Here is a 21,049-nt window from a genome sequence, read left to right as displayed (position 1 = left end):
ATGAAAAAGATATTGGTGACGGGAGCCAACGGACAGCTGGGTAATGAAATGCGTCTGCTGGCAGAAGAGCACAAAGATTTTGAGTATTTTTTTACCGATGTGGCGGAACTCGACATCTGCGATGAAAAGGCTGTGATGGACTTTGTTTCGGCGCATCAGATTGACGGAATTGTGAATTGTGCGGCTTACACGGCGGTCGACAAGGCGGAGGATAACGTGGAACTCTGTGACAAACTGAATCGTGTGGCGCCGGGCTATCTGGCCAAGGCGGCACAGAGCCGCGGCGGTTGGCTGGTGCAAGTGTCTACGGATTATGTGTTCGACGGAACCGCTCATATTCCTTACAAGGAAGAAGACACTCCTTGTCCGAATTCCGTGTACGGCTCTACCAAGTTGGGAGGAGAACAGGAGGCCTTGAAGTATTGCCCGAATACGATGATTATCCGTACGGCATGGCTGTATTCTAGCTTCGGCAACAATTTTGTGAAGACAATGATTCGGCTGGGTCAGGAGAAAGAGACGCTGGGCGTCATTTTCGACCAGATTGGGACGCCGACGTATGCACGCGATTTGGCTCAGGCCATCTTCGTGGCATTGGAGAAAGGGATTGTGCCCGGTATCTATCATTTCAGCAACGAAGGGGTTTGTTCCTGGTATGATTTTACCAAAGCCATTCACCGGTTGGCTGGGATTACCACTTGTCACGTGTTACCGCTTCACACGGAAGATTATCCCACCAAGGCTTGCCGTCCACACTATTCCGTGCTCGACAAGACGAAACTGAAGAAGACCTACGGGGTGGAGGTGCCCTACTGGATGGACAGTCTGGCAGAATGTATTGAAAAATTAAAACAATAAATATGGCAAATCAGGAAATAGCAAGAAGACGAACATTCGCGATTATCGCGCACCCGGATGCCGGTAAAACCTCGTTGACGGAAAAGCTGTTGCTTTTCGGTGGGCAGATTCAGGTGGCCGGAGCCGTAAAATCAAACAAAATCAAGAAAACGGCCACGTCCGACTGGATGGACATCGAGAAGCAGCGTGGTATTTCGGTGACTACCTCCGTGATGGAGTTTGACTACCATGACTATAAGATTAATATCCTCGATACGCCGGGTCACCAGGATTTTGCGGAAGATACGTACCGCACGCTGACGGCAGTGGACAGTGTCATCATCGTGGTGGACGGAGCGAAGGGTGTGGAATCGCAGACACGTAAGTTGATGGAGGTTTGCCGTATGCGCAACACGCCGGTGATTATCTTCGTGAACAAGATGGACCGTGAGGCCAAGGACCCGTTTGATTTGCTGGATGAACTGGAGGAAGAGCTGGTTATCAACGTGCGCCCGCTGACGTGGCCGATTGAGAGCGGTCCGCGTTTCAAGGGAGTATACAACATCTACGAACAGAAGCTGAATCTTTTCCAGCCGTCCAAGCAGGTGGTGACGGAGAAGGTGGAAGTGGATATCCATACGGAAGACCTGGACAATCATATCGGTACGCCGCTGGCGGACAAGCTGCGCAGCGAACTGGAACTGATTGAGGGGGTTTATCCGGAATTCAATGTGGACGATTACCTGAAAGGGGAACTGGCTCCAGTGTTCTTCGGTTCGGCCTTGAACAACTTCGGTGTGCAGGAATTGCTTGACTGCTTTGTGGAGATTGCGCCGAGTCCGCGTCCGGTGCAGGCAGAGGAACGTATCGTGATGCCGGAAGAGCCCAAGTTCACGGGTTTCGTGTTCAAGATTACGGCCAACATCGACCCGAACCATCGTTCGTGTGTGGCTTTCTGCAAGGTATGTTCCGGCAAGTTTACCCGCAATACGCCGTATCTGCACGTGCGTCACAACAAGACCATGCGTTTTTCTTCACCCACGCAGTTCATGGCCCAGCGCAAGACTACGGTGGATGAGGCTTGGGCAGGCGATATTATCGGTCTGCCGGACAACGGTACGTTCAAGATTGGCGATACGCTGACCGAAGGTGAAATCCTGCATTTCAAGGGATTGCCCAGCTTCTCTCCGGAAATGTTCAAGTACATCGAGAATGCCGACCCGATGAAGACCAAGCAGTTGAACAAGGGTATCGATCAGCTGATGGACGAAGGTGTGGCACAGCTGTTTGTCAACCAGTTCAATGGCCGGAAGATTATCGGTACGGTAGGGCAGTTGCAGTTTGAAGTGATTCAGTACCGTCTGGAGAATGAATACAATGCCAAATGCCGTTGGGAACCGTTGAGCCTCTACAAGGCGTGCTGGATTGAAAGTGACGATCCGGCAGAACTGGAGGCCTTCAAGAAGCGCAAGTACCAGTATATGGCTAAAGACCGCGACGGACGCGATGTGTTCCTGGCCGACAGCGGTTATGTGCTTCAGATGGCGCAGATGGACTTCAAGCACATCAAGTTCCATTTCACCAGCGAGTTCTAAAGAAGATAAGATACATATAAAAGGCAGGAAAGTAAATCGCTCTCCTGCCTTTTTTATATTCCTAAATTGGGATATTTACTGAATGTTCTATTTTAGTTTTGGCATGTCGGTCAAAATCTGTTTGCGTTTTCCATAAATCGTTTGAATATTTTGTATTTTTTATCCTCTCTATTAATTACTATTAATATTAGTAGTTCTACTAAAACTTTTAGTTGTTTGTCCGATAATTTTCATATCTTCGTATGGTATTAATCTTAAATGAGCTGTTTATGAAGAAGCTGACACCAAAAGAAGAAGAAATAATGAATATCCTATGGACCCATGGCCCTTTGTTTATCCGTGAAATGTTGGCATTCTATTCGGAGCCGAAACCACATTACAATACAGTAGCTACTCTGGTGAAGCTGTTGGTAGAAAAAGGCTTTGTCAGTTATCGTGCGTTTGGAAACACCTACCGTTATGAAGCAAAAATAACAGAAAATGAATACAAGGGTTCGGCTATCGGAGAGATTGTTTCTCAATATTTTGATAATTCTTATACCAAGGTTGTTTCTCAGTTTATTGAAGATGAGAAAATGAACTTGGAGGAACTGAAGCAGTTGATAGCTCAGATAGAGGAGGGGAAGAATAATCGTAAATTTTGAACCTATGGTAGCCCTTTTAATCTATTTACTGAAAAGCTCTTTCTGCCTGACATTGTTCTATGGGTTCTATAAGTTACTTTGTGCTTCGACCACTCGCTTTTCCTTGAACCGATGGGTGTTGGTGGGCGGAATGTTGACCTGTCTGTTATTGCCTTTCGTTTCTCTGAAATTAGAACATGAACCTTTAGTGCAGTCTCCTTTTAGTCTTATGGAGGAATGGAAACAGCCTGTTGATGTAATATCTGCTTCTGCTACAGGTATGGTGGAGATTACTCAGAAGGAAGCCAATTATTGGGGTTGGTTTGTGTTATCGATAGTGGTTTATCTGTCGGGATGTGCCTTTATTCTTTTGCAATGGGTTGTAGGCTATATCCGTCTGTTCCGTTGGATAAACCGGCAGGAATATAAAGAATGTAATGGATTACGATGGGTGTTGTATGATATTCCTGTCCGTCCTTTTAGCTGGGGAACGTATATCGTCATGAACAGTCAGGAGTATGAAGAATATTCTCCGGTCCGTTTGCATGAGGAAATGCATTGCCGGTATGGACATTGTTATGATAATCTGCTGATGCAGTTTATTCTAATCTTTCATTGGTGGAATCCGTTGGTGTGGAAACTGAAGCATGAACTTAGTAGTGTTCATGAGTATCAGGCCGATGAAGGTGTACTGAATCAAGGCATCGATGTAAAAACATATCAATTGTTATTGGTGAGGAAAGCAGTGGGTTCAAGGCTCTACTCTATGGCTTGCGGTTTTACTCACAGTTCACTTAAAAAACGTATATCTATGATGTCGAAAAAAAGAAACAGTAAGTGGGTCCGGCTGCGTGTCTTGTTAGCCGTACCTTTGGCTGCAGGGGTCGTGTATGCCTTTGCGAGGCCGGAAGTGAAAGAAACGGTAGCGGATTATGGCGCAGCTCTTCAAACGAAGCATCAAGGAAAAGAAAAATCCGGATTAATGGTGAGGGACACAGCACAGCAACGGAATGCAGACAATCTGATGCTGGATCATATTTCGTCGGAAAAGGCGTATGTGCTGGAATTGTATTGTAACCAGCGGAATCAGTTTCTTTTCGGGCCTGAAAATCATATTTCAAAGAAGAAGTTTGTTGATTATGGAACCATGATGGACGAGGCCAAGAAGCAATTGAAAGACTCTTTCGTCAAATTGTATTCTGAGCAGAAAACGGAAATGTCTCCTATCGTTGTCCGTATTGTAGCAGACCGCAATACAAAGATGGGGGCGATAACTATTGCCAAGCAGAAACTGGTAAAAGCGTATGATGAGGTCAGACGGGAGCTTGCGAAAACTTATCCTCAGGAATTTGTGAATGAATGTTTGATTTCCCGTTTCTATTATGCTTCTCCGAAAGCATATGCGGATGTACCGGCGGGTGTGGCCGATAAGAGTGTTCCGTTGCCGGGATATGAAGTCCGATTTTTGAAAGATAATGTGATAGTAGGTGAGTTGGAGGATTTTTCTCTGGATGAACTTTCTTCGAAAATCAAGCAGTTATGTGAGGGAAATAAGGCTGAAAACCTTTCCGTTTCGCTAAAGATACCTTCAGATGCTTCTGAAGGGGTGGTATATGATATCAAGCAGGCATTACGTGACGGATATATGCTTAAACTGAATCTTATGAGTGGTTTTTAGAATTGATTCGTGTAATAGTCTGTATTTGAAAACTTAGTTTTAAAATTTATGAAACCTTTTTCCTTTTATTTAAGTCTTATATTCGTTGTATCGGTGTTTGTTTCTTGTCAGAAGGATGGTAAAAGTATTGTTACTCCGGTATCCAGTGGTAGGCCTTATGAGGTACTGGTAGTTGCGGATGACAAATGTTGGAACAGTCCGGATAGTGCGCTTTTCCATGTACTTGATACCGATGTACCGGGATTGCCCCAACCGGAACGTTCTTTCCGGATTTCGAGAGTTCGTCCGGAGTATTTTGACCGTAGTACCCGTCTGTTCCGCAACATCATTATTGCGGATATTCAGGACATCTATACGCAAACCAAATTCAAGTATACCCGTGACGCGTATTCTTCTCCACAGATGATTATGACTATCCAGTCGCCGAATCAGGAAGAGTTTGCCGAATATGTATCCAAGAATGGACAGGTGATTATTGATTTCTTTACCCGGGCAGAAATGAACCGGGAAGTAAAACTGTTGGAGAAGAAGCATAATGATGTCTTGTCTGCCAAGGTACAAAGTTTGTTTGATTGTGATATCTGGATGCCGGTAGAACTGGCTTCGTACAAGGTTGGCCAACAGTTCTTGTGGGCTTCCAGCAACCTGAATGATTTGAACTTTGTTATCTACACTTATCCGTATACCAGCAAGGGAACTTTTACAAAGGCATATTTCATAGAAAAACGAGATTCTGTGATGAAAGCCAACATTCCGGGAGTAAAAGAAGGTATGTATATGGTGACTGCCGATTCTATTTTTGTAGAAGCTCGTAATATTGCAGTGCAGGGTGATTATGCATATGAAGCACGCGGTTTGTGGGAGATGGAGAACGATGCGATGGGAGGCCCTTTCGTTTCACATGTTCGTGTTGACCGTACGAACGGTCGGATTGTCGTAGTAGAAGGTTTCGTTTATAATCCGGGCAAACTGAAACGTGACCAGATTCGTAAACTGAATGCTGCCCTTTATACGTTGAAACTTCCTCAAGAGAAAAAGACGGGAGAACTTCCTGTAGACAATCAGATTTCGGAAGAAAAGGTAATGAAAGACAACTTATGAAAGATAGTACATTTATTATATCGTTGATTAGTACTCTATTGTCCCGTTGTAAAAGCATAAATTGAATTCGAAACCGGAATTTCCCCTGTTTGGGCTGCCCAACCTTATTTTCGGGAGAATATCTAGAGATACAAAAAGCCAACTAATCCATAATGCTGTGTGTGTGAATTAGTTGGCTGATTTTATAACATTTAATGAATAGCCTTTTTTATATCCTTAAATTCGTTTCCTTTGCCAGCTTCCTTTTTTCAGGTAAATATAACTCAGCAGGCCGATGGCTCCGGCATATACATGTTCGGAGAACCAGCATACGGCTACGTCCATTTTCAGGAGCAGAATGATGAGGACGATGAAAATCAGGTAGCAGGTCAGGGCAATCATCTCCAGCAGAAAAGCAGCCCGGGTATCGCCTGTACCCGATACAGATTGGAAGAAAATAAATCCGGCACACTGGAAGAGGTAGCTGGAGCAGAGTACCCAAAGCGTAGGGACGGCGGCATCTACCAGGTCGGGCATGTCGGTGTAGATACGGAGCACATACGTAGGCAGACAGGCTATCAGCAGGATGACAGGCCAGACAATGCAGGTGCAGAGCCGTACGTGCTGCCGGATGGTCGGCATGACATGGCGTGCTTCTCCGGCTCCAAGCAGGTTGCTGACAAGAGCGCTACAGGTGGAGGCAAAAGCCGTAATGGTCATGAACGGCACGCTCGACACGTTGCGTACGATGTTGGTGATGGCCAGTGAACGTTCGCCCAGGTGCTCGATGAAGATGAAGAACAGAAACCAAGTGCTGATGGATACTGCGTTCTGTATCATGGTCCACAGTGATACACTCATGATGCGTTTCAGTTCTGCCCATCGGAATGTCACCAGTTGGTTCAGTCCGTATTTGGTACAGTCCACCCGCCGAACGGTGTAGACGATGAAAAAGAGCATGGATACCAGTTCTGCCAGTGAAGAACCGATGGCTGCCCCGGCAATGCCCAACGCCGGAAATCCCAGTTTCCCGAATACGAGCATATAATTGAATACCACGTTCGATGTGACCATAACGATGGAGTTGAGCGTGAGGGTCTTGGTCTGGGTGGTGCCTACAAAGAAAGCCCGGAACATGATGGCCACGAACGAGAAGAAAAAGCCGAATACCCGCCAGTTGATGTAGCTCACGGCCGCCTCACAGATACGGGGAGAAGCTACCACGTGCGACAAAATCCAGGGAGAGAACAGTTGGGACAGGGTGAACATGACCAAGGCCATGGCCAGCAGGAAATAAATCCCCTGATAGAAAATGGAACCGATTTTCCGGAAATTACCTTCTCCGTTGCGGCGGGCAATCAGAATCTGCGAGCCGATGCTGAAGCCGAACCCCAGCATGAAGATGGCCAGGTAATATACGCCCGCAATGGCCGAAGCACCCAATTCCACTTCGCCCACCCGCCCCATGAAGGCCGTATCGGTCATGCCGATGAGTTGTTCCATGAGCAGACTGATCAGGATGGGGTAGGCCACCTTCCATATTTCGCGGTTGGTATATTTCGTATGCATAAAAAACGGATATCAGATGATGGGGAAATGTGGTGCAAAGATACGATAATTCTGCATAAAAAAAGACCATCCTTTTGCAAGGACAGTCTTTTGTTTGTCTTTTTCTGAAAGAAGAATTATGCTTCAGCAGGAGCTTCTGTAGCAGCTTCTGTAGCAGCTTCTTCAGCAGGAGCAGCAGCTTCTTCTTCTGCCTTGGCAGCAGCCTCAGCTTCAGCTTTTGCAGCAGCTTCAGCAGCTTTCTTTTCAGCTACCTTCTTCGCGATTTCTTCGTTTACTTTCTTTTCAGCTTCCAGACGTGCTTTAGCTTCAGCTTTCTTAGCTTCTTCTTCTTTAGCTTTCAAAGCAGCCAGACCTGACTGTTTGTTTTCTTTCCAAGCGTTGAATTTAGCTTCAGCCTGTGCTTCATCGAATGCGCCTTTAGCTACACCGCCCAGCAGGTGTTTCTTCATGTACACACCTTCACGAGACAAGATGTTGCGTACTGTGTCAGTAGGCTGTGCACCTACCAATACCCAGTGTAATGCACGTTCAAAATTCAAATCTACTGTGGCAGGATTGGTGTTCGGATTGTAAGTACCAATTTTTTCAGTAAATCTACCATCACGTGGTGCTCTTGCGTCTGCAATAACAATTGAATAGAACGCATATCCTTTGCGTCCGTTTCTTTGCAATCTGATTTTAGTTGCCATTTTTCTTAATTAGTTTTTTTAATGTAAATGATTTGAATTATGCTAATAACCCGTATTAGCGGGTGCAAAGGTACAACTTTTCTTTTGTTCTACAAATAGTTGCGCCAATTATTTATTGATTTCGCGCAGCCATTTTTCCAGTTCGCCCGTCCATTGGCGTTTGTAAGGGAAACTGTCGTTGTATCCCCAGCCGTGTCCTCCCACCGGATAGATGTGCAGGCTGGCGGGGACTTTATTGTTGACGAGGGCAGTGTAGTAGTTTACGCTGTTGGCCACGGGAACCACCGTGTCATCGCTGCTGTGCAGGATGAAGGCCGGCGGGGTCTGTGGGCTGACCTGCTGTTCGTTGGAATATTTTTGTTCCAGTTCCTTCGAAGGATTCCTGCCTAACAAATCATCATGGGAGCCTGTATGTGTGTAGCCCGGGTCCATGGTGATGACCGGATAGAACAGAATCTGGAAATCCGGGCGGGTTTCTGCATCCGTGAAATGAGTGGCTACCGTACTGGCCAGATGCCCTCCTGCCGACGATCCCATGATACCCAGCTTCTTCACATTCCATTCTGTGGTGTGCTGCCGCATGATGCGGAGGGCTTGCTGGGCATCGCTCAGCGGCACTTCGTGATGTCCGTTGGGCATGCGGTAGCGTAGCACGGCATAAGTGATGCCTTGGCTGTTGAACCAGGCGGCCATATCGTGGCCTTCGTGTCCCATGGCCAAAGTCCAGTATCCTCCTCCGGGGCAGGCCACGATGGCCATCCCGTTACTTTTTTCTGCCGGATAGACGGTCAGCACGGGGGCATCCACGTAGAGCGGTCCGTCTTTGATTTGTTGGGTCATTTCGTTGGTGTTAGGGGCACCGTCGGGCCATATCTTGATTTCAATGCCCTTTTGGGCAAAGAGGTGGCTGGATATCAGCAGCCACCCCATGAGCAGTAGTTTTTTCATGTATCGTATGAGTCAGAAGTTATTTTTTCAGTTTCATGCTGGCCTTGACCAGATAGGCTATCAGCAGCAGATAGACAATCAGTGATACCAGCTCACTCATCGGATTGCTCAGCCATTCCTCGTGGATGAGGTTGATGTTGCAATAGCGCATGATGGCACTTACCACTCCCATCAGAGCACCTCCGGCAATGAATCCGGAAGCCAGCAGCGTACCTTTTTCGCCGCGTGCCGTGTTGACGGCTTCGTCCTTGCTGCGGGAAGTCACGTACCAGTTGATGGCTCCACCCACCAGCAACGGGAGGTTCAGTTCCAAGGGGATGAACATACCCAGCGCGAAGGCCAGGGCAGGCACCTTGCAGAAGGTCAGTACCAGTGCCAGTACCGCACCGATGCCATAGAGCAACCATGGAGCACCTACTCCGTTCATCAGCGGGTCGATGACAGCTGCCATGGCGTTGGCCTGTGGGGCAGCCAGTTGTCCGCTGGTGAATCCATACGAATCGTTCAGTACCATGATGACGCCGCCTACGGTAGCTGCCGAAACCAGTGTGCCAAGGAACTTCCAGCTTTCCTGCTTCTTGGGTGTGCTACCCAGCCAGTAACCGATTTTCAGGTCGGTGATGAAACCTCCGGCCATGGACAGTGCGGTGCAGACCACGCCACCCATTACCAGGGAAGCCACCATACCCGTGGCACCTTTCAGGCCCACGGCCACCATGATGACGGAAGCCAGGATCAGGGTCATCAGGGTCATGCCCGATACCGGGTTCGTACCGACGATGGCGATGGCATTGGCCGCCACGGTGGTGAAGAGGAAGGAGATTCCCGCTACCAGCAGGATGGCTACTACAGTATGCAGAATGTTGCCTTGCATCACGTCGAAATAGAAGAAGAGTACCACGAGCAGCAGGGTGAACAAAGAACCGAAGGCGATGATTTTCATGGACAGGTCTTTCTGTGTGCGTTCCACGCTTTCTTCGGTCTTCTTTCCTTTCATCTCATTGGCAGCCAGGCTGACCGCACTCTTGATGATGCCCCATGAACGTACGATACCGATGATACCTGCCATGGCGATACCTCCGATACCGATGCTCTTGGCATATTCCTTGAAAATGAGTTCGGGCGACATGTCTTTCACGGCCATGGTGATGTCCGGATTCCAGGCATTCAGCACCTGGTCGCCCCAGAACAGGGAAATACCTGGAACGATGACCCACCATACCACCAGGGAGCCGGCACAGATGATGGCCGCATATTTCAGGCCGACGATGTAACCGAGTCCCAGTACGGCAGCTCCCGTATTGATTTTGAAAACCAGTTTGAACTTGTCGGCAATGGTCTCGCCCCATCCACAGATACGGCTTGTAAAGTTCTCGTTCCACCAGCCGAACGTACCCACGATGAAGTCGTACAGACCACCCACCAGTCCGGCCATGAGCAGCGGTTTGGCCTGGTCGCCTCCCTTTTCACCCGACACGAGCACCTGGGTGCTGGCTGTAGCTTCCGGGAAAGGATATTCGCCGTGTTTGTCTTTCACGAAATATTTGCGGAATGGAATCAGGAACAGGATGCCCAGCACGCCTCCCAACAGGGAGCTGATGAACATCTGCATGAAGTTGACCGTCATTTCCGGGTATTTTTCTTGCAGGATATAGAGGGCCGGCAGGGTAAAGATGGCTCCTGCCACGATGACGCCCGAGCAAGCACCGATGGACTGGATCATGACGTTTTCACCCAGTGCACCTTTGCGTTTGGTGGCACTGGAAATGCCCACGGCAATGATGGCGATAGGGATGGCTGCTTCGAACACCTGTCCCACTTTCAGGCCCAGGTAAGCGGCGGCAGCCGAGAAGATGACGGCCATGACAAGTCCCCATGTCACGGACCACAGGTTTACTTCAGGATACGTTTTTCCGGGAGACATGAGCGGTTCGTACTTTTCCCCGGGTTTGAGTGGACGGAACGCGTTGTCGGGCAATCCCGTCGGTTTTTCTTGTGTCTCTTTCATGAATAAAATAATATTGCATTATGATTTGATTAATATTCTTTCGGGTGTCCAAAAGTAGTAAAAATCATTCATATTCATGCAAAAGGCACCTTATTTTTGCGCTGTGGAAAAACGCAAGTGCGTTTCAGATAAAACGCCTTTACGTTTGAAGTGAAACGTCCTTGCGTTTTAATCAAAACTCTTTGGCGTTTCAAGCCAAACGCAAGTGCGTTTTCCAGCCTCCTTTCTGAGGCATAAAAAACAGGAGAAACACCCCGTGGATGTCTCTCCTGAATGAGTATGAAAAACGATTGTTTTTTAGTTGTTTGCATCGGCTGATGCCGGTGTCATGTCTCCCTCTACTACCAATCGGGTGATTTCGTTCTTGGAGTTGGTGCGCAGGGTGATGGTCTTGCGGAAATGTCCGGGGAATTTGCCGGCTCCGTTGTAAGTCACTGTCACCTCACCGCTTTCACCCGGTTTGATGGGTTCTTTCGGATACTGAGGTACGGTACATCCGCACGAAGCGATGGCCTGATGAATTACCAGCGGTCCGTCGCCCGTATTGGTGAACTTGAATTTGCAAGTCACTTTCGGACTGCTTTCAGAGAAAGAGCCAAAGTTGTATGTAGTCTTTTCAAACGTAATCTGTGCTGTTCCCTGTGCGATGACGAACAGGATGTTCATTACGCACAACAAGGTAGTAAATAAAATCTTCTTCATTTTCTTTTGTTTTTAATCCTTACTCTTGACAACTTCGCAAAGATAGTGTTTTTATGCTAAAGGGGTATGTTTGTGCAGTTTTATTAACATACTTGAAGTGTTGTTATCTGTTTACCTGTTTTACCCCTTTCACGGTTTTTATCTTCTTGATTAGCGATTCCAGCTTGGCGTTGTCGTCCACTGTCACGGTCAGCATGCCCGAGAACAGTCCGTCGTGCGAGTCAATACTGATGGAACGCAGCAGGATATTGCTTTCCTTATTAATAATGGACGTGATGTTGGTCACGATGCCGATATCGTCATGTCCGATGATACGGAGCGTGATGGGGTATTGCTTGCCCTGACTTTTTCCGGCCCAGCGTGCCTTGACGATACGGTAGGGGAAGCGGGAACGCATTTCCTTGGCGTTCGGACAGTCGCAACGGTGAATCTTGATACCTCCGTTGATGCTCACAAAGCCGAACACTTCGTCGCCGTAAATAGGGTTGCAACATTTGGCCAGGGTGAAATCCAGTCCCTTCAGGTTCTGGTCGATGACCAGTACGTCGTCCTTGTAGTCCTTAGCGTCGGTCGGCTGCTGGATGTTGAACGATTCCGCACTGCGGTAGCTGATTTCTTCGCGCTGCTCGGTTTCCTTCTTCTGCATGTCGAGGTACTTGTCGATGATGTCGTTCACATCGATTGACTCGTCGGCAATACTCTGGTAGAAATCGGTCACGGTCTTGAAGCCCAGTTTCCGGATGAGGCGCATCAGGATGGCTTCGTCGTATTCCATTTTCCGGTTCTTGAATTTCCGTTCCAGGGTTTCCTTGGCAAACTGGGTCTGTCGGGCTGCAATCTCTTTCAGTGCCTGACGTATTTTGTTGCGGGCTTTCGCCGTGGTGACGAAGGTCAGCCAGTCGCGTTTCGGTGTCTGAGTGTTCGAGGTCATGATTTCCACCTGGTCACCACTGTTCAGTTTCTGGCGGAGCTGCACATTCTTTCCGTTCACGCGGGCACCCGTACACCGGCATCCCAGGTTGGAGTGGATGGAAAAGGCGAAGTCGAGTACGGTGGCTCCCTGCGGCAGTTTGTACAAATCGCCTTTGGGAGTGAAGACGAATACCTCGTCTTTGTATAAGTCCAGCTTGAACTGGTCCATGGCATCCAGGTCATTGTCGGAGTTTTCCAGCGTTTCCCGGATGGAATTCAGCCATTCATCCAGACCGCTTTCCCCTTTGATGCCTTTGTATCGCCAGTGGGCAGCGAGTCCTTTCTCAGCAATCTCATCCATACGTTCCGTACGGATTTGTACCTCCACCCATTTACCTTCCGGTCCCATGACAGTGATGTGCAAAGACTCGTATCCGTTGCTCTTCGGCACGGACAGCCAGTCGCGCAGACGTTTGGGGTTGGGTAGGTACATGTCGGTCACGATGGAGTAGGCCTGCCAACATTCCTGTTTCTCCTTGTCGAGCGGAGAGTCGAGGATGATACGGATGGCAAACAGGTCGTACACGCCTTCGAAAGGACATCCCTGCTTCTTCATCTTTTGGTAGATGGAGTGGATGGACTTGGTACGTCCCTTCATGTGGAACTTCAGTCCGGCTTCTTCCAGTTTTTTCTGTATCGGTTCGATGAATGCGTCAATGTAGCGGTCGCGTGCCTGTTTGGTGGCATTCAGTTTCTCCTTGATATAATAATACACGTCGTGCTGCGTGTATTTCAGCGACAAGTCCTCCAATTCCGATTTCAGCTTGTACAGTCCCAGTTTGTGTGCCAGCGGGGCATACAGGTAGGCCGCTTCGTTGGCCACTTCCAGTCGGGCTTCTTCATTCGGGCTGTCCTTTATCTGCCGCATCAGGTTCACACGGTCAGCAATGATAATCAGGATGACCCGCATGTCTTCGGCAAACGACAGAAGCAGGTTGCGGAAATTTTCCGATTCGATGATGGGACTCTTGGAATATAGTTCGTTGATTTTTACAAGTCCCCGGATAATGCCGGCCACGTCTTCTCCGTATTCCTCCTTGACGGACTCCAGGCTGCACAAGTTGTATTTCACAGACTCATGGAGCATGATGCCCAGAATCGAAGCACGGCGCATTCCGATTTCTTCAGCCACGATAACGGCTGTCTGCATGTCTTTGATGATGGGGTTCATCTGGAAGACATTCCGCGGAATGGTTCCTTCCGACATGGCTTTTATGAGATGATTTTTTAGTTTGTGGCAGTCATCTTTTTGTAACGTGTCTTTTGACAGCAATAACAATCTTTTGTAAAGCTGTATCAGTTGTTTGTGCTCATCCGGCGTGAAAAATTCATTGTTCTCCATAATGCCTCGTTTTGTTGTTTGTGGGTAAAGTTACTTTTTTTTCATCGATATGGTGCATTCTTACCGTATTTTTTCTACTTTTGGACATAATTCTGAAAAAGGGACGAATATTCATTACCTAAATAAAACAATATGTTAACACACGAAGACAAAGAATTGTTGGCCAAGAAAGGCATTTCGGAAGAGAAAATTGCCGAACAGTTGGCTTGTTTTGAAAAGGGTTTTCCGTATCTGAAATTGTCGGCAGCGGCTTCTGTGGAAAACGGAGGCATCATGAAGGCTGAAGACAAAGATTTCGAACGGTATCTTGCAGCATGGGATGCTTACAAGGATGGGGAGAAGAAAATTGTCAAGTTTGTACCGGCTTCGGGAGCTGCCAGCCGTATGTTCAAGAATATGTTTGAATTCTTGGGAGCAGATTACGACAAACCGACGACGGATTTCGAGAAGAAGTTCTTCGACCATATACATGACTTCGCGTTCTACAACGACTTGAATGCGGCTTGCATGGACAATACAGGAAAGAACATCGATGCCTTGCTGTCGGAACAGAACTACAAAGCCATTGTATCCAACTTGCTGGAGGCTGCAGGACTGAACTACGGTGCCCTGCCGAAAGGATTGCTCAAGTTCCACCGTTATGCCGACGGCGTACGTACACCGCTGGAAGAACATCTGGTAGAAGGTGCATTGTATGCGGCCGGAAAAACTGGGGAAGTAAACGTACATTTCACGGTGTCTACCGAACACCGGGCTTTGTTTGAAAAGCTGGTGGCTGCTAAGGTGGGAGAGTATGAAGCCAAATACGGCACGAAATACCACATCAGTTTCTCAGAACAGAAACCGAGCACGGATACGGTGGCAGCTGATATGGAGAACAAACCTTTCCGCGACAAAGATGGCAAGCTGTTGTTCCGTCCGGGTGGTCATGGGGCTTTGATTGAGAATCTGAACGACCTGGATGCCGATATCGTATTCATCAAGAACATCGACAACGTGGTGCCCGACCGTCTGAAGGCAGATACCGTGACTTACAAGAAATTGCTGGCCGGCGTACTAGTCACTTTGCAGAAGCAGGCCTTTGAATACCTGGAACTGCTGGACAGCGGCCACTATAGCCACGAACAGCTGGAAACGATTATCCGCTTCGTACAGCAGCAGTTGCGTTGCCGCAGAACCGACCTGAAAGAACTGGAAGATGCCGACCTGGTTATCTATCTGCGCAAGAAACTGAACCGTCCGATGCGTGTGTGCGGTATGGTGAAGAATGTCGGCGAACCGGGCGGTGGTCCGTTCCTGGCTTATAATCCGGATGGAACCATCTCTCTCCAGATTCTGGAAAGCTCACAGATTGATATGAACGACCCGGAAAAGAAAGCGATGTTCGAAAAGGGTACACACTTCAATCCGGTGGATTTGGTATGTGCCATCCGCGATTACAAAGGCCGCAAGTTCAACTTGTTGGAACATGTGGACAAGGCTACCGGTTTCATCTCCTACAAGTCGAAGAACGGAAAGGACTTGAAGGCCCTCGAATTGCCGGGCTTGTGGAACGGTTCCATGAGCGACTGGAACACGGTGTTCGTAGAAGTGCCGTTGAGCACATTCAATCCGGTAAAGACCGTAAACGATTTGTTGCGTGAACAGCACCAGTAAACAGTGGTTGACTGAAAATAAGAAAGTCCGCTTGTCTGTGTAAGACGGGCGGACTTTTCTGTATCCTAAAGTAGGCGACTGTTGCGTTTCATTCTGCTCCTTCTTTTTGCTGTGACAGCTTTTCCCGGTATTCTTTGGGAGAGATTCCCAGGTTTCTTTTCACATATTTGCCGAAGAACGACAGTGTGGCGAAATTCAGTTCGTTGGCAATTTCCTTGATGCTTTTGTCAGGACATTTCAGCAGATATTCCACATCTTTCATGACATAGCTGGTAATCAGGTCGGAAGCCGTTTCTCCGGAATTTTCCTTGCAGATGGCCGACAAGTATTTGGCCGTGACGAACAATCGGCTGGCATAGTAGCTTACGGAGCGTTCTTTGGGGTAGGACGAAACCAGCAGTTCGATGAAGGCGTTGAACAGGTTGCTGGAGGAATTGAAGCTGGTGGGGCGCAGCTGGATATATTTTTCCAATGCATCCTGAAACTCATAAATGAATGCTTGCAGGAGGGAGTTGATGAGTTCTCTCTGGTGACGGTGGGGCGTTCCTGTCAGTTTGGAGTAGAGCAGGTGGTAGTATTGGCAAAAAAGCTGGCTTTCCTCTTCGTTGAGCGGAATGATGGGATGCTGGTCCAGATACAGCCTCGAACACCAGTTGCTTGTGGATGCCGACAAGATGAAGACACGTTTGGCGTATTCTGGTGAGAGGCAGAATCCGCAGCACTCAAAATCATCACCTATTGTGCCGTGCTTGAGCAGGGTCTGCGGATGGCAAATCATCAGGTCATTCGGACCGATGTCGTAGGAGTTGTTGTTGAGAGATAAAGATGCTTTTCCTTTCAGGCATAAAATAACTAGGAAGAAGTCTGCCTTTATAGTGTTTTGTTCTATGGCGTCAATCTTATTAACCTGATTATGTATGATAACTTGTTCATCCTTGTAAGTTGCCACCTTTTCTATAATCTCGGTACTTGACATCCTGATAAGTTCTATTTCCTTCTCCATAAATCCAATAAATCTAGTTCGATTACAAATGAACTGAATGTTTTTTAATTATTAGTGTTCTATTTTTCCCGATATGTATTCTATAAGTAAAATTGCCTGGATAGGTGGAAAAATGGAACACTTCCAAGGTGTTCTATATATCCTGTGTTTCATGTAATGCACTTTTCTTTGCGCTCACAAATCGTAGACATACTAAACATGATAAGATTTATGAAAGAATTTCATTGGATGGCCATTGGTTTATTTTTGGTCATGATGTCAGGATGTGGAAGCAGAGAGCAAGCTTCGCAGCAGGTAGACCCTGTAAAGGTAAAGGTCATGACCGTAGTGTCATCAGTACGGAACGAGACCGTCCGTTTTTCGGGTACGGTGCAAGAAGAAAACGGGAGTGCGTTGAGCTTTCCGCTGATGGGAAGAGTGAAGTCGGTACAGGTGGATTTGGGAAGCCGGGTGCGGCAGGGGCAGTTGCTGGCTACACTGGACGAAGCGTCCGTAGAAAGCACGTATCAGGCGGCAAAGGCGGCTTTGAAGCAGGCGGAAGATGCCTACCGGCGAATGAAGGAACTGCATGAAAAAGGGAGTCTGGCCGACATGAAGTGGGTGGAGGTGCAGAGTAAACTCCAACAGGCCCAGTCCATGGAGGCAGTGGCCCGGAAGAACTTGACAGACTGCCGGCTGGTGGCTCCGTTTGCCGGAGTGATTGCCGAAAAGAACCTGGAAGTGGGGCAGAATGTGGTGCCTGGGGTACAGGTCATGAAACTGGTGTCCGACGACCGTCTGAAAGTACGGATTGCCGTGCCGGAAATGGAAATCATGCACGTGACGAAAGGTCAGAAAGCAGTGATTGAGGCTCCGGTGCTGAATGGCAGACAAGCAGAAGGAGTAGTGATGGAGAAAGGTGTCCAGGCCAATCCTTTGTCACGGTCGTACGAGGTGAACATCGGTATTCAGACGCCGCACACGGGTTTGCTCCCCGGTATGGTGACGGAAGTCTGGTTGCAGGATGCCGACAAAAGCCAGGCCTGTGTGTTGCCGGCCAATGTAATCCAGCTGGATGAAAACAACCGTTATTTCGTGTGGGTGAAAGGAGCGGACGGAAAAGCTTCCAAACGCGTGGTGACGTGTGGCAAGTTCACGGCAAGCGGAGTAACGGTGGTGGCCGGATTGAGTGAAGGAGAGGAAGTGATTGTGGAAGGCCAGCAGAAAGTGTGTGAAGGCACGCCGTTGGCTATATAAAAATAGGTAAAGCACATGGAAAAGAAACGGAACATAGTAGAGTGGGCCATGCATTATCGCCAGATTGTGATACTGGTGACATGCTGCCTGGTGGCATTCGGCATATACAGTCTGCCGCAAATGCAGAAAAATGAGTTCCCGGATTTTACCATACGACAGGGAATGGTGATTGCCGTGGCTCCCGGGAACACGGTCAATGAGATGGTGGAACAGGTGACGAAGCCATTGGAAAACTATATCTTTACCTACAAGGAGGTGAAGAAGGAAAAGACTTTTTCGACCACCCGCGACGGAATCGTGTTTGTGCAGGTGGAACTGAATGATGACTTGAACAACAAAGATGAGTTCTGGAGCAAGTTCAAGCACGGAGTGGCCGCGTTCAAGTCGCAGCTGCCGCCGAATGTGCTGGCCGTGCAGGTGATGGATGATTTCGGCGATACTTCGGCACTGCTGATTACCATGGAGAGCAAGGACAAGACCTATCGGGAACTGTCGGACTACATGGATGAACTGGAAAACCGGTTGCGCCGTATTCCCAGTGTGGGACGTTTGACCGTCAGCGGAGAAAGACAGGAACAGATTTCCATTTACCTGGATCCGGAGCGTCTGTCGCATTACGGACTGAACGAGCAGCTTATTGCCGGACAGTTGTTTGCCAAGGGGTTTGTGACCACCGGCGGACGCATACAGACTCCTCAGTATGTCTTGCCGGTACACGTGGAAAAGACGTTCAACACACTCTACGACGTGCAGCAGCAGATTGTGTATAGCGACCCCTCGGGCAATGTGGTACGCCTGCAGGATGTGGCCCGCGTGGTGAAGGAATACCCTCATGCTGACAGTTACATCAAGAACAACGGCACGAAATGCATCTTGCTGAGTGTGGAGATGAAAAAAGGCAAGAACATCGTGCAGATGGGCGATGACATCAACCAGGTGCTGGAAGAGTTCAAGAAGGAACTGCCTTCGGAAGTCAACATGTACCGCATCACGGACCAGGCGCAGGTGGTGGGCGACAGTGTCAATTCGTTCTTGCGTGAGCTGGTTATCGCCATTGTGGCCGTGGTGATTGTGGTGATGCTGCTGTTGCCGCTGCGGGTGGCATTGGTGGCCGCTTCCACCATTCCGATTACCATCTTTATCTCGTTGGGACTCTTTTATGCCTTTGGCATCGAACTGAACACCGTGACGCTGGCAGCCCTGATTGTGACCTTGGGAATGATTGTGGACAATTCCATCGTCATAATCGACAGTTATCTGGAGAAAATCGGAGAGGGGATGTCGCGCTGGCATGCGTCTATTTACAGTGCCATGCATTTCTTCAAATCTATCTTCTCGGCTACGCTGGCCATCAGTATCACGTTCTTCCCCTTCCTGATTGTGATTCCGGGCATGATACACGACTTCCTGCTGAGCTTCCCTTGGTCCATTTCGCTGATTCTGGGCATTTCCTTGGTGGTGGCCATGTTGCTGGTACCGTTCATGCAGTTCTGGTTCATTCGGAAGCCGGTGCCTTCGCACAAAAAAGGATTCTCGTTTATGGAGTTTCTGCAGACCTATTACAATAAACTGTTGGACAAATGTTTTGCGCATCCCTACATCACCCTGATGGGGGGAGTGGCTTCTGTCGTGATAGGTATTTTCCTGATGGGAAAATTGCCGCAGAAACTGATGCCGGTGGCCGACCGTAACCAGTTTGCCGTAGAGATTTATCTGCCTACGGGAACGGCGGTGGAAAAGACCGCGTGGGCGGCCGATACGATGGAACAGGTGTTCCGCAAGGACCCGAGGGTGGTTTCCGTCACTTCGTTTGTGGGCTGTTCTTCGCCCCGTTTCCATACGGCATACGCCCCTCAGCTGGGAGGAACCAACTATGCCCAGCTGATTGTGAACACGAAGGGTAACAAGGAAACCGTGGAACTGCTGGATGAATATTCTCCGCGCTACACCGATGCCTTTTCCGACGTGCGGGTAAGGTTCAAGCAAATCAGTTTCAGCCAGGCAGTTTATCCGATTGAACTCCGTCTGAGCGGCGAGAACTTGGATTCATTGAAGACTGTAGCCGGAAAATACCTGAGCCTGTTGCGCCGGATGCCCGAGATACGGCTGGCACAGACTAATTTCAGTGAGCCGCAGACTTCGGCCAAGGTGGTGCTGAAAGAAGATGAGGCTTCGCGCCTGGGCATCCAGAACGCCCAGCTGGAAACCACGCTGGCCATGCGCTACGGCGACGGACTGAAGGTGGCCAGTGTGTGGGAAGGCGATTATGACATCCCCGTGACATTGAAGAGCGAGAAAGCCGACTGTGCCGGTTTCTCCGATTTGGAAAACGAACTGATTCCGGTGTTGGGAGGTACGCAGGTGCCCTTGCGTCAGGTAGCGGAAGTGGTACCTTCTGTGAAAGACGGCCAGCTGGTCCGCCGGAACGGTATTTATACGATTACGGTGATGGCCGATGTACGTCGGGATGTGAACGTAGCCGCCTTGACGAGTGTAGTGAAAGAGAAAGTGGCAGCTATTCCTCTGCCGGATAAAGTGACGTTGGCCTACGGAGGTGACGACGAGCAGGACAATGAGAATCTTCCTCCCATCATGGGTGCGTTGGCCATTGCCGCCTTCATCATCTTCTTCATTCTGCTGGCCCATTTCCGGCGCATCAGCATTGCCCTGCTGATTTTTTTCAGCATGACGCTCTGCCTTTTCGGAACGGCTGCGGGTGTACTGATTCAGGGAGTGGATTTCGGTATGACCTGTACGTTGGGTATTATCAGTCTGATGGGTATCATCGTGCGTAACGGTATTATCATGATTGACTATGCCGAGGAATTGCGGGCTACGGAGAAACTCTGTGTGCGCGATGCCATTTATCATTCGGCCCGTCGCCGTATGCGGCCTATCTTCCTGACTTCGGCTGCGGCTTCCATGGGAGTCATCCCGATGATATTGGGCAAGAGCGGACTTTGGATGCCGATGGGTACGGTGATTTGCTACGGTACGCTGATTACCATGCTCTTCCTGCTGACGGTACTTCCGGTGGCTTATCTGGTGATATTCAGGGGAAGCTCTGAAAAACGTGCTCGGCTGGAGGCCTTGGAAAATGCCTGACAAGGC

15 protein-coding genes are annotated in these 21,049 nt (G+C 48.8%); 8 read left to right on the top strand and 7 right to left on the bottom strand.

The features are described 5' to 3' along the window. From rfbD to OIM59_RS10275, 5 genes are all read left to right on the top strand, one after another. Positions 1–858, top strand: a complete 858-nt coding sequence (gene rfbD, locus OIM59_RS10295; RefSeq protein ID WP_303896512.1) for a dTDP-4-dehydrorhamnose reductase — start codon at positions 1–3, stop codon at positions 856–858. 2 nt (positions 859–860) lie between these two features. Continuing rightward, on the top strand, positions 861–2,432 hold the full coding sequence (locus tag OIM59_RS10290) for a peptide chain release factor 3 (RefSeq protein WP_148329601.1): 1,572 nt from the start codon (positions 861–863) through the stop codon (positions 2,430–2,432). Between the two features lie 269 nt (positions 2,433–2,701). Beyond that, positions 2,702–3,076 (top strand): BlaI/MecI/CopY family transcriptional regulator, encoded by a 375-nt coding sequence (locus OIM59_RS10285; RefSeq protein ID WP_148329602.1) that lies wholly within the window; start codon positions 2,702–2,704, stop codon positions 3,074–3,076. Positions 3,077–3,080: 4 nt separating this feature from the next. Next, positions 3,081–4,733: a M56 family metallopeptidase gene (locus OIM59_RS10280; protein WP_303896509.1), complete on the top strand. Its 1,653-nt coding sequence runs from the start codon at positions 3,081–3,083 to the stop codon at positions 4,731–4,733. Positions 4,734–4,781: 48 nt separating this feature from the next. Continuing rightward, the gene (locus tag OIM59_RS10275; RefSeq protein WP_303896507.1) at positions 4,782–5,834 is read left to right on the top strand and encodes a DUF4837 family protein; all 1,053 of its coding nucleotides are present in this window, start codon (positions 4,782–4,784) and stop codon (positions 5,832–5,834) included. Between the two features lie 216 nt (positions 5,835–6,050). Here the strand turns inward: OIM59_RS10275 and OIM59_RS10270 are convergent, their stop codons facing one another. The 6 genes from OIM59_RS10270 to OIM59_RS10245 all read right to left on the bottom strand — a co-directional run bounded on the left by OIM59_RS10270 (position 6,051) and on the right by OIM59_RS10245 (position 14,043). Continuing rightward, positions 6,051–7,382: an MATE family efflux transporter gene (locus OIM59_RS10270; protein ID WP_299172357.1), complete on the bottom strand. Its 1,332-nt coding sequence runs from the start codon at positions 7,380–7,382 to the stop codon at positions 6,051–6,053. Between the two features lie 116 nt (positions 7,383–7,498). Next, positions 7,499–8,071, bottom strand: coding sequence for a 30S ribosomal protein S16 (locus OIM59_RS10265; RefSeq protein WP_299172354.1), 573 nt, complete (start codon positions 8,069–8,071; stop codon positions 7,499–7,501). Positions 8,072–8,179: 108 nt separating this feature from the next. Next, positions 8,180–9,019 (bottom strand): alpha/beta hydrolase, encoded by an 840-nt coding sequence (locus OIM59_RS10260; RefSeq protein WP_299172352.1) that lies wholly within the window; start codon positions 9,017–9,019, stop codon positions 8,180–8,182. 19 nt (positions 9,020–9,038) lie between these two features. Further along, complete coding sequence (locus OIM59_RS10255) at positions 9,039–11,027, bottom strand: OPT family oligopeptide transporter (protein ID WP_148329606.1); 1,989 nt, start codon at positions 11,025–11,027, stop codon at positions 9,039–9,041. Between the two features lie 297 nt (positions 11,028–11,324). Then, on the bottom strand, positions 11,325–11,729 hold the full coding sequence (locus tag OIM59_RS10250; RefSeq protein ID WP_148329607.1) for a DUF1573 domain-containing protein: 405 nt from the start codon (positions 11,727–11,729) through the stop codon (positions 11,325–11,327). Between the two features lie 103 nt (positions 11,730–11,832). Then, positions 11,833–14,043 (bottom strand): bifunctional (p)ppGpp synthetase/guanosine-3',5'-bis(diphosphate) 3'-pyrophosphohydrolase, encoded by a 2,211-nt coding sequence (locus OIM59_RS10245; RefSeq protein WP_303896504.1) that lies wholly within the window; start codon positions 14,041–14,043, stop codon positions 11,833–11,835. Positions 14,044–14,175: 132 nt separating this feature from the next. On the opposite strand from OIM59_RS10245, the gene OIM59_RS10240 reads away from it, so the two are divergent. Then, the gene (locus OIM59_RS10240; protein WP_299172344.1) at positions 14,176–15,699 is read left to right on the top strand and encodes a DUF4301 family protein; all 1,524 of its coding nucleotides are present in this window, start codon (positions 14,176–14,178) and stop codon (positions 15,697–15,699) included. A gap of 88 nt (positions 15,700–15,787) precedes the next feature. Here the strand turns inward: OIM59_RS10240 and OIM59_RS10235 are convergent, their stop codons facing one another. Beyond that, positions 15,788–16,702, bottom strand: coding sequence for a helix-turn-helix transcriptional regulator (locus OIM59_RS10235; protein ID WP_299172341.1), 915 nt, complete (start codon positions 16,700–16,702; stop codon positions 15,788–15,790). Between the two features lie 210 nt (positions 16,703–16,912). Here OIM59_RS10235 and OIM59_RS10230 point away from each other — a divergent pair, with 210 nt between their 5' ends. Then, positions 16,913–17,938 carry an efflux RND transporter periplasmic adaptor subunit gene (locus OIM59_RS10230; RefSeq protein ID WP_299172338.1) on the top strand — a complete coding sequence of 342 codons (1,026 nt, stop codon included), beginning with the start codon at positions 16,913–16,915 and terminating at the stop codon, positions 17,936–17,938. Between the two features lie 15 nt (positions 17,939–17,953). Continuing rightward, positions 17,954–21,043, top strand: coding sequence for an efflux RND transporter permease subunit (locus OIM59_RS10225; RefSeq protein ID WP_299172335.1), 3,090 nt, complete (start codon positions 17,954–17,956; stop codon positions 21,041–21,043). Positions 21,044–21,049 lie beyond the last annotated feature (6 nt).

The sequence above is a fragment of the Bacteroides mediterraneensis genome (assembly GCF_025993685.1).
GTDB lineage: Bacteria > Bacteroidota > Bacteroidia > Bacteroidales > Bacteroidaceae > Phocaeicola > Phocaeicola mediterraneensis_A.
The sequence above is the reverse complement of the archived record's forward strand: the minus strand, read 5'-3'. Positions and strand labels throughout refer to the sequence as shown.